Genomic DNA, 13,851 nt, shown 5'->3' with positions numbered 1-13,851 from the left:
AGAATACAACGAACGTCCTTCTACTACTGTAGTAGTGGATGCGTTGCTACAAGCAGAAAAAGCAGCCAAGCAACAACGACTGACATATCCTTTTGCATCTTTACTCGGTCAATGGCGGTTATGCTTTGCCACTGGAACTCGTAAAGTTAGAAAGCGAGGGGGAATAATTCTGGGTAAGGGTTTTTATTGGCCCAAATTTACTCCAGCCTTTATTGCTTTTAGTGCTGCAACACCAATTACAGAAGAAATTCCAGCGAAAGGGGAAATTAACAACCAGATTCAATTAGGCCCAGGGTTGTTAAAACTAACAGGCCCAGCTCAATATTTAGGTAAGAAAAATTTACTAGCGTTTGACTTTACCCATATGCAAGTTAGCTTGTTTAACCGTGTTGTGTATAGTGGGCAAATTCGCGGCAAAGCCCAGACTGGGAATTTTTACAACCAATCTATAGCTAAACTGCCGTTTTTTGCATTTTTTGCGGTGGCAGAAGACTTGATTGCAGCTCGCGGGCGTGGAGGTGGGTTGGCACTTTGGATTCGAGAAAAATAATTATGTCTGTCTGGAATGCTGTTTATCTGTCCTTCTAGCTTGAAAGAGGGTTGAGGGGTGTAGGAGAAAAAACCTCTTTCATCTTTGGCGGGTGAAACTTGTTTCATCGGAACTGTCTTCTTCAATCTCCTAATTCAAAAGCGCTATACTAAAGCACGCCACACTGCTAAATCAGCGTGTGGTTTTACATTTATAACCCCATCCCCATGCTCAGTCCTAGTGCGATCGCGACTGTCTTCGCACGGGCAAGTAGGGGCATTCTTTGTGGTTGTCCTTGAGGGTTGGTGCGTTAACTTAGATGACAAGCACAATTTTGACTACTTTCAACTCAGAGGAACAATTATGCATATGAAACCGGAAAAACCTAAATTTCCGCCAAAGCCGCAAGAAACGGATTCTCGTCCTCAAAAGCCTAAACCGTGGAAACCACAGGAGGGAGAACCCCAAGCTTGTCAACACATCAAAATTATTGACTGCAACAAGCCAACCAGTCGAGTTTTTTATGAGTGCTATCACTGTCAGCAGGGATTATTGACAGAGTGTGTGAAACAGCCGCCAGTTCAAGAAATGGATGTAGTTTGTCCCAACTGCGGTAGAACGGCAATCAAGCTGCTAGCAAAAGAGGTGTTGTCAACAACGGCGATCCCATCACCTTGGAGGTAATCCCCAACGGCGATCGCTAATTATTCTTTGGATGGATAAATTAATGGCAACTTTTTCAATAAAATTCGCTGACATCATGGAATTAAGACTGCCATGCTGTCAAATTGTGATTTTCTAATTTTATGAGTTGCTTTCGTCGTCTTCGGCTCGTTGCTGTCATTTCTACCATTGCTGCAATGGTGGTTTTGGGATGGTTTACGCTCGCTCAAATGCCAGTGCAAGCCCAATCTAGAGCAACAGCTGCCATTACACTAGATGGTCGCCGATTGTTTGAAGTCAATGAAGCAGGACAATTTAGTGCTGAAAATCGTGCTGCTGACGCTAATTTAATTTTAAGAGAAGCTGTCCGCTCCAGTGAACCTGTGAAGGTGGAGATTTTACAAACAAATCAATTACCCGTAATTTTGGTGAACAGTCGTCACCTGCTGACAGTGACGCGACAAGACACTCCTCCTGGCAGAAGCACACAGGAACAAGCCAAAATTTGGGTGCAACGGATTACTGAAGCTGTTCGGCAAGGACAAGAAGAACGAAGATTAAGTTATTTTTGGCGGGCAATATTATTAGCAGTTTTGTTTGTGCTGGGTGCGATCGCTCTCCATTTAGCTTTGGGTTGGGTTTGGCGCTATTGGTTGCGGCGGTTGCTTCCCCAAGAAGCCAATCATCCCGACACAGGAGCGCAACCTAAAGGAATTGAATTATTTCTGCAATTAACGCTCGTTCTTGTACGTGCGTTTTTGTGGATCGGAACGGCAATATACATTACTGACTTATTTCCTTTGACGCGAGAGTGGAGCCAGCGTGCCGTCAGCATTCTCTGGATGAGCCTAACATCTCCAGTTATTTCCATTGGCGAAAGCTCTTATTCTGTCATCAATATTATTATCCTGATTGGTCTGTTTGTGGGAGTATTGGCGATTGCTGGCGCAGTGACGAATTTAGTGCGATCGCGTGTACTGCGCATTACTAATATCAGCCGAGGTGTTCAAGAATCGATAGCGGTTGCGATCAATTACAGTCTGATTTTTATCGGTACAGTTGTGCTGCTGCAAATTTGGGGTTTAGACATCACTTCGCTAGCAATCGTAGCCAGTGTTTTAGGTGTGGCGATCGGCTTTGGCTTGCAGGGAGTGGCAAAGGAGTTAGTCAGCGGTTTTGTAGTTACTTTTGAGCGTGCTATTGAAGTTGGAGATTTTGTGGAAATTGGCAAATATATGGGAACAGTGGAGCGATTAAATGCCCGCAGTACTCATATCCGCACTCTAGACGACATAGTAGTGATTGTGCCCAACTCTCGGTTGTTAGATACAGAAGTAGTGAATTGGAGTCATCGCGGCTCCACTTCTCGTCTAGTATTACCAGTGCGCGTGGCTTATGGTGCAAGTATAAGTGTGGTACGTTCTGCCCTACTAGAAGCAGCCCGTGAAAGTTCTGATGTCTTAAAAAAACCAGCACCTCTTGTTTGGTTTCAAGGGTATGGCGAAGATTTTTTAAATTTTCAGTTGTTAGTTTGGATTTCCAAACCCCGAAAGCAGTTTCAAATTAAGAGTGATTTATATTTTAAAATTGATGAAATTCTCCGGCAGCACAATATTAATATTCCCTATCCTCAACGCTCTCTACATTTGCGCTCTGGCAGTTTACCGTTGGAACTTTCACCACAGTTAGAAAATTCCTTATCTCATCTTTCTGAAGGTTTGATTGCTTGGTTAAAAACCCAGTTGCAAACACATAATTCTAATGGTTTTACTAATCAATCTTCTCAATCGACAAAAACTTCAACAGATAAAAATACTTCAGATTAACTTTCTTTCGTATCACTCTAGGATAGGAGTAGCAAATGGCACAAGGTAATCTGGGATGCAATGAATTGATCGGTAGCCAACACTGCATAATAATATAGTTATATTGCTTAGTCTATATGAAAGCTGACCATAAGCATCATCCTTGTGCTCATCAGTAGCCTTATAGTAATGGTGAGACTTCCCAAGGTTGGAAACTAGTAAGTCCTAACACCTGATTGGGAGTATTCTATGGAAACTGTGCTCATCTCGCTCCTACCTTATATCATCGGCAGTGCGATCGTGCCTTTGCAAATCATCATCGGTTTGTTGCTGCTGAAAAGCCCCAATCAGGGATTATTCAAGGCTATAGCTTATGTCGCTGGAATGACGATCACACGTCTGTTACAAGGATTGATTTTTGGTTTGGTTCTGTCCGGATCTTCGGCACTGACTGAGGAAAGTAGCGCTAAGAATTCGATCATCTCAACATTGCTCCTAGTGCTTGGCATTCTTTTACTGATCACCGCCTATAAAAAATGGCGTAGAGAGGACGATCCGGATGATTCACCGCCCAAAGTGTTAACCATGATTGACAGCTTAACTCCACTCAGGGCTTTTGGAATTGGGCTTGGACTACCGTTGATTGCAGCGAAGTTGTGGGTTTTTACCCTGAGCGCACTGGCTACGATCGCGGCAGCGCAGTTGGGTCAGCTATCTAGCACTATCGTATACTTACTCTTCATTTTGCTAGCTGAATCCTTACTGCTGATCCCGATCTTGGCTCGTATCCTCATACCCGAACGCTCGAAATATTTACTCACCGAGCTTTCAGCCTGGTTGACCAAAAATAGCCGTCCAATCACCATTGTTGTTTCGCTTGTTTTTGGTCTGTTTTTCTTACACTCCGGTATCAGTGGGTTAGTTTCGTAGGGCAGCGCACTATCATGAATGAGAAGCAACAGATTGCATAGAATGCGATCGCTATCTCAGTAAGCCTGAGGAAGTTTGGTTAGCAAAGTTTCTGTTCATCAATTCTGTATTTGAGTTCGCCCGTACAGCACGGAACATTCCAAATCGGCACAGCCCTGTACCAAACGCCAAACGCATCAGCAAAAATGTCGGCACCTCGCGCACAGATTTAATGAAACCAGACAGCCCAAAACGCAGGAATCCGCTCGGACGAGCCACCCCTTGCCAAATTGAATCTAACCAGGAAGGAAGTGTTTCTTGTGTCCAGTCTGCCGTAATTACCTCCCCCTCGACTAATTTAGTTGCTGCTAAAAGCTCAGAAAATCCCTCAATGCTAGAAAAAGCTGGATGAGACCACTGATCTAAGAGTTGTTGCATCACTGGTTTTTCCCAGAAATTTAGCGGCTTTTGGCGATCGTCCCTCTGGTTCCAGTCAGCTACAACCAATATTCCACCGGGCTTTAGCACCCGCATTAATTCTCTTGCAAAAACGGCTTTATCAGGCATATGGGGGCCTGCTTCGATTGACCAAACCACATCAAAACTGGCATCTGGAAACGACAATGCCATTGCATCATCGACTGCAAACTGGACGTTTAGCCCTTGGGGCGTTAGTTCTTGGGCACGTTTCACCTGCTGTGGGCTGATGGTAATCCCTGTGACAGCAAACCCATAATCTCGTGCTAAAATCCGGCTACTGCCCCCAATACCACAGCCAACATCTAAGACAGTAGTACCAGGTGGTAATTTATCTAAACGACCCCATTTAACCATTTCATGGACAAAGTCAGATTTAGCAGCTAAAAAATCTTTCCTTCTTGGCGGCGAACCGTAGTGACCAAGGTGAATGTGTTCCCCCCAATAAAACTCTAGGATGCCGTCAAGCGTCCATTCGTCATAGGAATTAGCGACTGTAGCTGAGGATTGATACTTGCGTGCAGTTATGAAATATGCCGCAATTCCAATTAGCAAAACCAGAAGAGAACCAATTATAAAATAAAGTAATAGAGTTGACATTGTTGTGAAAGCTTGACTATGTAGCTAACAGTTGATAGATGTTGGTTTGTTTAATTGGTCATACGCAATTTGTACCGTGAATAGTCTAGTCACTAACTCACTGGGGATTCCTAATTAAATCTATGGGGATGCAGGAACAACCTGGAGACTTGGAGCAGAATAGATGGAGACAAACACCACGTCTTGTGAACCCTCATTGACTGCCCCGTGAACCTGCGATGGTTCAGCAACATCAATTTGTCCTGCGGAAATAATTTTCTTTTGTCCGTTGCCGAGATAGTAGGTTAATTCTCCCCTGACCACAATCCAGGTATCTTGTCCATCGGGGTGAGTATGTGCAGGCACTTCTTGACCGGGACGTACACCCCAGACAGCAATGCTAGAATATGGTGTGATCGCTATTTCTGTGACGGTGGCTTTCTCCGGCGAAAACCGTACCAATTGTTCAACATCAAATATGCGCTGGTTAGGGGCGGTAATGATATCAGCCATCGTCATTTCCATCAGAGTTACGGCTACCAACTTAGTATATTAGACATTGATGATTAAAAATATGAGTTAAGCGATCGCTTTTAACTCTGCATCAGAAGCACTTAAAATCTAATCTCGGTACTTTACCTGAAAATTAGACCACATTACGAAACCCTCGACTTGACAGTCCAACTGTTCTAGCCACTCTACCAGTTCGTGGTTGCTATTGTGTAACATGGTGTATTCTTGCTCATCTTTGACTAAAGTTAGTCCGGTTTGGGGATTTTCAATGCGCGTGTCGATGTTGCGATTGAAACGTTGATCTAAGGCTTGCGCTAACTGTAAGGCTTTGGCTTTTGCCACTTCAAAACTGAGTAGAGTTAAATCTTGTTCCTTAACTTTCTGCTGTAATTGCTCAATGTTGCTATACTTTTGCCGTCCGAGTGTACCTTGAGTTGGGATCAAAAGTGCTGCCAAGCCATCGCTCAAGCCTTGGTTATTGAGAGCAAAATAATTCCAATCACCGTAGGCATACACAATTAATTCGCCGTTGTTATTAGGTAAAACTAGTTCTGGATGCAAGCCAAGATCGAGGACATGGACAGCGATCGCTTCAGTCGGGCGAGCAGGAGGTATGATACTTGCGGGAGTAAAAATCCAAATCAGAAAGATACAAGTAACTGCTATCAAAGTAAATGTAACAATGCGGCGGATATGCATAGTTAGCGCAAATGCTATTGAGCATCATTCGTGCAGCTGCACCCTTTCGAGCGACAGCTACGTTTAGCTGAATCATATTGAACTATAGGCGATCAAACTAATTTGCTCTTATTCCTTCTGGCATAAACCTATTATTTACAAGCAAAACTCTTGACAGAGATATCATATTTTTACTTTTGCTACACCTAATAGTAACAGTTTTGTTAATTAGTCAATCTTAAAAAAGATGCTCTCTTTGAAGAGTGTAATTTCTGGCATTGTGAATATGCCAGCGCAACAAAAGATACCAAAGAATTCTAGAACCAAATGTTTCAAAAGGTGGTCGATATGGATTTTGAGAAAAGACTTATACAAGATCTAGCATCTGAGACAAATTTGAATCAAGCTACCCAAAGTGAGATCAAAGCAGATGATATCAGACTTGATGGAGCTAATGTACCTGAAACAGGCCTTTTTGCTACTGGGGCTGCTATTGGTTTTATCCTGATGTGGACAGGATTTTTAGCGATTTTTTCTAAAATGAGGACATTAAGAGAAGAATTAGGAGAAGATAATAAGTTTTTCTTTTCATTATGTCAATCACAGCAACACCCTTGTAAAACCTGCCAATATTTTTCACATAATTATCACCTTCAATGTGCAGTACAACCTTCTCTTGTTTTGACTGAAGAAGCTAGAAATTGCACTGACTTTCATCCCAAGCGTAGTAGGTTATTCAACAAGCACAACTAAGGGTATGTATAAGAGGGGACAGGTGACAGGGTTAAAAATCTTTTTTTCTCTTTCCCAGGCTGGCAGCCCAAGAAAGCATGAATTGAGGCTCTGCCTCATAAACAGGAGGCGGAGCCTCACAGTTTTCATTACCATGCTCTGCATAGTAATGAGAAAAAATTTTTCTTCCCTAGCCTCAGTGCCCCTATTCTCACTAGTCAAGAGGGTCAAAACGGTTTACTAAAATTGATACTAAAATCATCGGTAATCCTATCAGCAAGCAAATTAACCATTGATTCAAATTCAATGGGGCAGTGTAAAACAAAGTATTCATCACGTTCCACTGACTGAATATGATCTGCAAAATTATCGTACAAGCAATGCCAATTCCAATCGCTGAAGCATCGGTAACTGGTTGCTTAATGCCGCGAAGTCGATTGAAGGCAGCAATTCCTAATTGACTAATACTTAAAAGATAAAAAATTCTTCCTGCTACTAAAGCTTGAATTGCCATTGTGCGAGCTAAAGCGATATTTCCTGTGGTTTGTTCAATCCATTCAAAGACGCCAAAAATCAAGATCCAGTTAAAAACAGAAATTGCCAGGATGCGCTTGACTAAACTTTTAGAAAGTAACGGTTCGCGGGGGTTGCGCGGTGGTTTTTGCATTACTCGTTCCGACTTCGGCTCAAAAGCCAAGGGTACAGTCATGGTAATGGAATTAACCATATTCAGCCACAGAACTTGTAAAGATAAAATTGGCAATGCTCTAGCAAGCAGTACACTAATCAAAATCGTCATCGACTCGCCGCCGTTAACAGGCAAGATAAAGGCGATCGCTTTGAGTAAATTTCGATAAACAGTGCGCCCTTCCTCAACCGCAGCTTCGATGGAAGCAAAGTTATCATCGGTTAAAATCATGTCCGAGGCTTCTTTTGCCACTTCTGTACCAGCACCCCCCATCGCGATGCCGATATCTGCTTGTCTGAGAGCTGGTGCGTCATTGACACCATCCCCCGTCATCGCAACAACCTCTCCTTTGGATTGAAGGGCTTCAACAATACGAAGTTTCTGTTCCGGCACAACACGGGCAAACACTACCCCATCTTCTATTGCTGTGGCAAGTTCTGAATTACCCATTTGGGCAAGTTCACTTCCAGTAAAAGCAAGAACTCGACCATTTTTATTAAAGCCCATCCGTTCAGCTATTGCCCGTGCGGTGACAGCATGATCGCCTGTAATCATTTTGACTTGGATACCAGCTTCTTGACAGGCTTGTACCGCTTTGATTGCTTCTATTCGGGGTGGATCGATCATCCCCTGCAATCCCAAGAAAATCAAATCTGTTTCGATATCTGCATGAGCGAGCGAATCTTGAGAAGTTGGTACAGTTTTCTGAGCAAAAGCCAATACCCGTAATCCTTGATGAGCCATTGCATCAACTTCTTGATGTACGGTTTCTGGATCTATAGGGGCAAGATTTCCTTGAGCATCCAACATCTGCTGACAACGTTTGAGAATAGCTTCTACCGAACCCTTAACGTAGATAATTCTTTGTCCTCTATGATTTGTTGATGGCGAAACTTCGTGCAAAGTTGCCATGTACTGAAACTCAGACTCAAAGGGGATGACATCCAGCCTGGGCATTTCTTGTTCTAAGTTGCTGTAGGTAAGCCCAACTTTATTAGCTACAGCTATTAATGCTCCCTCTGTAGGATCGCCAATAACTTTCCATTGCCCTTCTTCATTTTCCAGATGGGAATCATTGCATAACAACCCGGCTTTGAGACATTCTTCTAAAGCAGGAGTATGATTACAATTGACTGGTTGTTCATTTTGTAGAATTTCTCCTTGGGGAGCATAACCTGCACCAGTGACAGTATAATTCTCACCTCCGGCATAGATTGCCTGTACAGTCATCTGGTTTTCAGTTAAAGTACCAGTTTTATCAGAACAGATGACTGTAGCACCGCCGAGAGTTTCAACTGCTGGCAATTTGCGAACGATCGCGTGACGCCTTGCCATGCGGGAAACCCCGATTGCCAATGTTACTGTTACTACTGCTGGTAACCCTTCTGGAATCGCACTGACAGCGAAGGCGACAGCAGCTTCAAACATTTCTGGCCAGGAATTGCCATATCCCAAACCAACTGCAAATGTCAGCGCAGCGATCGCCAAAATAATGTACAGTAAAGTGCGGCTAAATTTATCAAATTTGCGGGTGAGCGGGGTTTTCAGGCTGGTTCCTTGTTCAATCAGCTGGGAGATGCGCCCGGTTTCTGTAGTTTCTCCAATCGCAACTACAATCCCCATGCCAGTACCAAATGTGACAAAGCTACCAGCATAAGCCATGTTTGTGCGTTCTGCTAAGGGTGCATCTGCATCAAGGGTTTGCGTGTTTTTCTCTACAGCAACTGACTCACCCGTCAGCCCTGACTCATTAATTTGTAAATTTCGTGCTTGGATCAGGCGCAAATCGGCTGGTACTTTATCTCCAGAAGCAAGTAGCACCAAATCCCCAGGTACTAACTCTTGGGATGGAACTTGCACCTTCCTGCCGTTGCGAATGATAGTTGCATTCGTTTGCACCGACGAAGCTAAAGCAGCGATCGCACTTTCAGCCTTTGATTCTTGAATAAAACCAATAATAGCGTTAATCAGGGTGACACCCCAAATTACCCCAGCATTTACCCATTGCCCTAGCAATGCCTTAATTGCACCAGCAATCAGCAAAATGTACAGCAACGGTTGGTGAAATTGCAACAAAAATCTTACCAATGGGCTTTTTCCAGGTTTGCTCTTGAGTTCGTTAGAGCCGAAACGTTCCCGTCGTTTTGCTACCTCTTGTGAATTCAAACCTGTTTGCAGATTTGTATCTAGATGTTGAGCTACCTTGGATACAGGTAAATTGTGCCATTGATGCGACTGCATTATTTCTTTAGCTGTTGCTGTCATTTTGTTCGCCTCAAAATTTCCCATAGGCATGACAAATAAGACAATTAGCTAATTATTTTTTAGCTAATCATTCAAAATGATTGGAAATAAATGTGATGCAAAAGTGACGGTAGTTTTTGTAGGCGATCGCAATTTTGTTTTTAAGGTAAACTCAAGACTGATAACTAGCACCCTTCTCACTCCGCTTAAGCGTAAGGTGGACACTGTTCACAACTTAAAAATAAGGATTTGAAGAAAGTTAGACACCCCCCATCCTACAAAAATTTTAATCAAGCAACTGGTGCAAGATGTGAACAGACATACTTTTGTAGAATAGGCGTCTTGCCCATTCTATATTTGGGTGAATGAATAGCTTTGGCGATTCAAGTAGAATGTTTTTTGTATTTAGTTTTATTAGTTATATTATGTTTGAGAGAGTTTTAATTGCCACAGATTTTTCGGACGGTTTACATCGTCTAGCAAATTTTGTTTCCAGTTTGGCACTGGCAGGGATAAAGCAAATTGTTTTCCTGCACGTTGTTCCCTTATGGGAAAAAGGCATTATTCCGCAAGTCGATAGTGAGAAAGTAGAACAAGCTCAAACCCGCTTCAAAGAAGTTGTTGGCACAAACCCTACTGATATAGAAGTTAAAATAGAAGTCCAATCAGGAAAGCCTGTTGAAACAATTCTTAAAGTTGCCAAAACCTATCAGTCCCAATTGATTGTACTGGGTTCTCAAAGTCGCAGCGTACTTACAGAAAAGCTGGTGGGTAGTACAATGGCTGAGTTATCTCGCCAATCAAAGATTCCTTTTTTGGTACTGCGTCCTCAGTTAATTGCTGCTTATACTTCCGAGGAATTAACACTCCGTTGTCAGCACCTATTCCGCTCTTTGCTACTTCCTTACAATGGTACTCAAGCAGCGAATCGTCTGGTTCAACAGGTAAAGGATTTAGCTCAACACCAATCTGGTAGATTTATTCAACAGTGCAAGCTCTGCTGGGTATTAGAAAATACTGGTCGTCGAGATATACCAAAGAAAATCCTACCACAGCAAGCTAACGAAACCCTATCTCAGATTAAAGCTGATTTGGAGGGAGTAAATTTACAAGTGGAGACAGAAGTTCGGGAAGGGCACTCTGTTACCGAGATTTTAGAGGCAGCTGCAATGGCTGATATTAGCGCGATCGCTGTTTCTTCAGCAACGATAGGTAAACTTCAGGAATGGTTGGTTTCCAGTTTTGCGGCGGAAGTATTGCGTCATAGCTGGTATCCTGTACTCTTTTTTCCTTAACAAATCGCTTATCCAACAGATGGGCTTACCCTGGACTTACTCTAAAGCCTCATTATTAGCTTAATACCTTGGTGCATGAAGTTGTCCAAACCGAGACAACGTGATGAAAGCAAAGGCAAGTCCCCCTAAACTTACCACAGCAAATAATACAATCATGAATAAGTCAAGTGGTTGTCCAAATAGGGGGGAAAGCAATCCACCAAGAAATACTGAAGTACCGAGGGTTCCCATATGGATCAAAATGACTGGAACTAGCAGATCGCCCAAGGGTTGCTCACGCAAAAATAAAACTGCCCCAATCGCCAACAATGGCAAGAAAAACGCTAGATCCAAAACCAAGACGCTGCTGGTGTCAGGTGGAGTGCCATAGCCAATAGCTGATACGATTTGAGCTAGCCAAACCACCAAGAAAAGTGCAGCCAAACACAATAAAAATACAGCGATGGTTTTGCGTGGGATTCGCCGCTCTTTGACTCCTTGGAAGAAATTTAAATCAACACTGGCAAAGAAAATAATAATGGTATAAATTGTTAAACCAACAATAGCAACATAACCCAGAAAGAACCAATTGTAGGTTCGGTCAAACGCATATAAGGCATAACCATATAATTAAGTGTCCAGTCAAGCCGAGCCAGACAAGCCAAGCTCGATTAGCTCCCCTTGCGATCGCACTGCTGCGATCGCCCTCTATCTGAGCATATGAATACAGGAAGTATGATTTACTACAGATGAGGATTGTAGCATTGGTAGCGCTTTTGAATTTCTTCAATAGCCTGGTAAAAATGGGTATACTCAGCTTTTAATTGCAGTTGCCACAAGCGGGGAACAAGCTGAAGACTGCCGACTACTGCTAAAGTGCGAGCGGCAAAGCTATCAAGACAAGTGTTTGTGGGCAATGGCTCAAAGATTGCCTCTATTGCCGACTCACTGCCAATCGCCCCTAGCGCCTCAACAATTGTCTCCAATACAGGATCATACGCACAACCTCCGCTAGGCTTTAACAAAGCCTGGCGTAGTGCTGCTACTGCTGATTCTCCACCGATGGTTCCTAATGCGTAAGCAGCCTGATCGCAAACTGCATAGTCTTTATCCTGTAACAAGATTTCAATCAGTGCTGTTTCTGCTAACTCTCCACTGATTTGCCTTAAGGCAGAAACAATCATTTCTCGCACCTGAGAGTTTTCATCTTTCAATGCCCTAATCAGTACTGGAATGGTTGAATCTTTGCCAATTGATGCTAATCCATGAGCAGCACCTTCACGAACTTCAGGCTTTTCATCGCCCAAAGCTTGAACCAGTAGTGGAATCACTGATTCATCACCGACTTTCCCCAAAGCAGAAGCAGCATTTTTGCGAACCCAAGGCTCTTCGTCTTGTAGTGCTTGGATTAGTGGCTGTTTCGCTTGCTTGCTACCAATCTCAGCTAACAAATTAGCAGCGTACCCACGTACCTCAGAGTTTTTGTTATGTAACGCTTCGAGCAAAACAGGAACTACTGATTCTCCAGCGATTTTCCCTAACACTAAAGAAACTCTCCGACGCACCTCAGAATCTTCATCGTAGAAAGCTTCAAGTATTGCAGCACAGATAGATTCTCTATCACTATCTGCCAATCTAAAAACAGTTTCTGAATGCTGTTGAGAGCCTTCGGATAGTATAATTTTTGCCAGTCCAAAAACAGCCTGGGAGCGAACTCCAGCATCTTTATCTTTTAGTGCTTTTAGCCAATCTGCCAAAGCCAAATCTTCAGGAATTCCTTTTATAGCAAAAGCAGCATTCCTACGAATATTTGCGTCTTCACTTTGCAATGCTTGAGACAAATATGCTAATGCCTTATCGCTATCAAATTTTACTAATGCCTCAGTAACTGTTCGACAAACCCAACTATCTGGATCGCACAAAGCATGGACTAATACCTCTACTGCCAACTCTCCACCAATTTCTCCCAAAGCAGCAGCAGCACTCTCGCGAACGTAACTATCCCGATCGTCTAAAGCGTAAATTAATGCTTCCATTGCCGATTTGCTACGAATCTCTCCTAATGAATTAGCCGACAAACAACGAATTTCATAGTCCTCATCTTTTAAGGCTTCAATCAACGCTACCAAGGCTGACTCATTACCACGAGCTTTTCCTAAAGCCTCAACTGTGGTTTTACGAACTGGTTTGCGTTCATCCCGCAACACCTCAATTAATAAAGCGATCGCTGATTCTCCACCAATTTCAGCTAATGCAAGAGCGGCTCTCTCGCTACAGCTTTCATAGTATCCAGCCTCATTTAACAATTCTGTCTCTGGCTCTTCATCTATTTCCCCTTTTGCCCACAATTCATAAGCAACTATTGCACGAACGTAACGCTCCTCACTTTTGAGTACCCTTTCTAAAAACGGTATCGCCGCTTCTGATTTTGTTTTTCCCAACAACTCAACCTTAAGTATTTCAGGTATTTTCAAATCAGCAATCCAACTGATGGTTTGCTCCTGTAATTCTGACTTAACTGCTCCTGCTAGCCTCGCACCAAGAATTAAATCTACTTCCAGCGCCAACCGCACTACCCGCAGTGCTTGAGCTTCGTCATCTACTAAGGGCAACATTAAAGCTATAGGTTCTGTCCACTGAAGATGATTAAGGTAATCCCGTTTCAGTTGTTTGTCACTTAGTTCAGAAAGCTGAGAGAGAATAGATTTATAGTTGTATTCTTCTTCTGGCATTGATTTAGCGACATTCAGAGTGCCGCCA

General features: G+C 43.1%; 12 protein-coding genes. 6 read left to right on the top strand and 6 right to left on the bottom strand.

Translation table 11 applies throughout. From position 1 onward, the window contains the following. The 4 genes from UYC_RS35855 to UYC_RS0130535 all read left to right on the top strand — a co-directional run. The coding region (locus UYC_RS35855) for a hypothetical protein (protein WP_016879784.1) at nt 1-550 on the top strand (550 nt) is incomplete at its 5' end. 342 nt (nt 551-892) lie between these two features. Further along, entirely contained in the window at nt 893-1,213 is a 321-nt protein-coding gene (locus UYC_RS0130545) for a hypothetical protein (RefSeq protein ID WP_422678753.1), read from the top strand. Between the two features lie 122 nt (nt 1,214-1,335). Next, nucleotides 1,336-3,018, top strand: coding sequence for a mechanosensitive ion channel family protein (locus tag UYC_RS0130540; protein WP_016877953.1), 1,683 nt, complete (start codon nt 1,336-1,338; stop codon nt 3,016-3,018). 228 nt (nt 3,019-3,246) lie between these two features. Continuing rightward, a complete protein-coding gene (locus tag UYC_RS0130535) occupies nt 3,247-3,927 on the top strand; it encodes a GAP family protein (protein ID WP_016877952.1) in 681 nt (226 codons plus the stop codon). A 51-nt stretch (nt 3,928-3,978) separates the two neighbouring features. On the opposite strand, the gene UYC_RS0130530 is transcribed toward UYC_RS0130535, so the two are convergent. The 3 genes from UYC_RS0130530 to UYC_RS0130520 form a co-directional block, all read right to left on the bottom strand. After that, nucleotides 3,979-4,983 carry a methyltransferase domain-containing protein gene (locus UYC_RS0130530; RefSeq protein ID WP_016877951.1) on the bottom strand — a complete coding sequence of 335 codons (1,005 nt, stop codon included), beginning with the start codon at nt 4,981-4,983 and terminating at the stop codon, nt 3,979-3,981. A 120-nt stretch (nt 4,984-5,103) separates the two neighbouring features. After that, nucleotides 5,104-5,475 (bottom strand): cupin domain-containing protein, encoded by a 372-nt coding sequence (locus tag UYC_RS0130525; RefSeq protein WP_016877950.1) that lies wholly within the window; start codon nt 5,473-5,475, stop codon nt 5,104-5,106. Nucleotides 5,476-5,583: 108 nt separating this feature from the next. After that, nucleotides 5,584-6,174, bottom strand: coding sequence for a hypothetical protein (locus UYC_RS0130520; RefSeq protein WP_016877949.1), 591 nt, complete (start codon nt 6,172-6,174; stop codon nt 5,584-5,586). 327 nt (nt 6,175-6,501) lie between these two features. Here UYC_RS0130520 and UYC_RS0130515 point away from each other — a divergent pair, with 327 nt between their 5' ends. Continuing rightward, on the top strand, nt 6,502-6,906 hold the full coding sequence (locus UYC_RS0130515; protein ID WP_016877948.1) for a hypothetical protein: 405 nt from the start codon (nt 6,502-6,504) through the stop codon (nt 6,904-6,906). A 193-nt stretch (nt 6,907-7,099) separates the two neighbouring features. Here the strand turns inward: UYC_RS0130515 and UYC_RS0130510 are convergent, their stop codons facing one another. Continuing rightward, nucleotides 7,100-9,838, bottom strand: coding sequence for a cation-translocating P-type ATPase (locus UYC_RS0130510; protein WP_026087686.1), 2,739 nt, complete (start codon nt 9,836-9,838; stop codon nt 7,100-7,102). A 404-nt stretch (nt 9,839-10,242) separates the two neighbouring features. On the opposite strand from UYC_RS0130510, the gene UYC_RS0130505 reads away from it, so the two are divergent. Next, nucleotides 10,243-11,112 carry a universal stress protein gene (locus UYC_RS0130505; protein WP_026087685.1) on the top strand — a complete coding sequence of 290 codons (870 nt, stop codon included), beginning with the start codon at nt 10,243-10,245 and terminating at the stop codon, nt 11,110-11,112. 60 nt (nt 11,113-11,172) lie between these two features. On the opposite strand, the gene UYC_RS0130500 is transcribed toward UYC_RS0130505, so the two are convergent. Both UYC_RS0130500 and UYC_RS0130495 read right to left on the bottom strand, forming a co-directional pair. Then, nucleotides 11,173-11,535 carry a hypothetical protein gene (locus UYC_RS0130500; RefSeq protein ID WP_016877945.1) on the bottom strand — a complete coding sequence of 121 codons (363 nt, stop codon included), beginning with the start codon at nt 11,533-11,535 and terminating at the stop codon, nt 11,173-11,175. A 299-nt stretch (nt 11,536-11,834) separates the two neighbouring features. Next, nucleotides 11,835-13,823: a HEAT repeat domain-containing protein gene (locus UYC_RS0130495; protein WP_016877944.1), complete on the bottom strand. Its 1,989-nt coding sequence runs from the start codon at nt 13,821-13,823 to the stop codon at nt 11,835-11,837. Nucleotides 13,824-13,851 lie beyond the last annotated feature (28 nt).

Source organism: Chlorogloeopsis fritschii PCC 6912, assembly GCF_000317285.1.
Taxonomy (GTDB): Bacteria; Cyanobacteriota; Cyanobacteriia; order Cyanobacteriales; family Nostocaceae; genus Chlorogloeopsis; species Chlorogloeopsis fritschii.
This window is presented reverse-complemented; position numbering and strand designations above follow the sequence as displayed.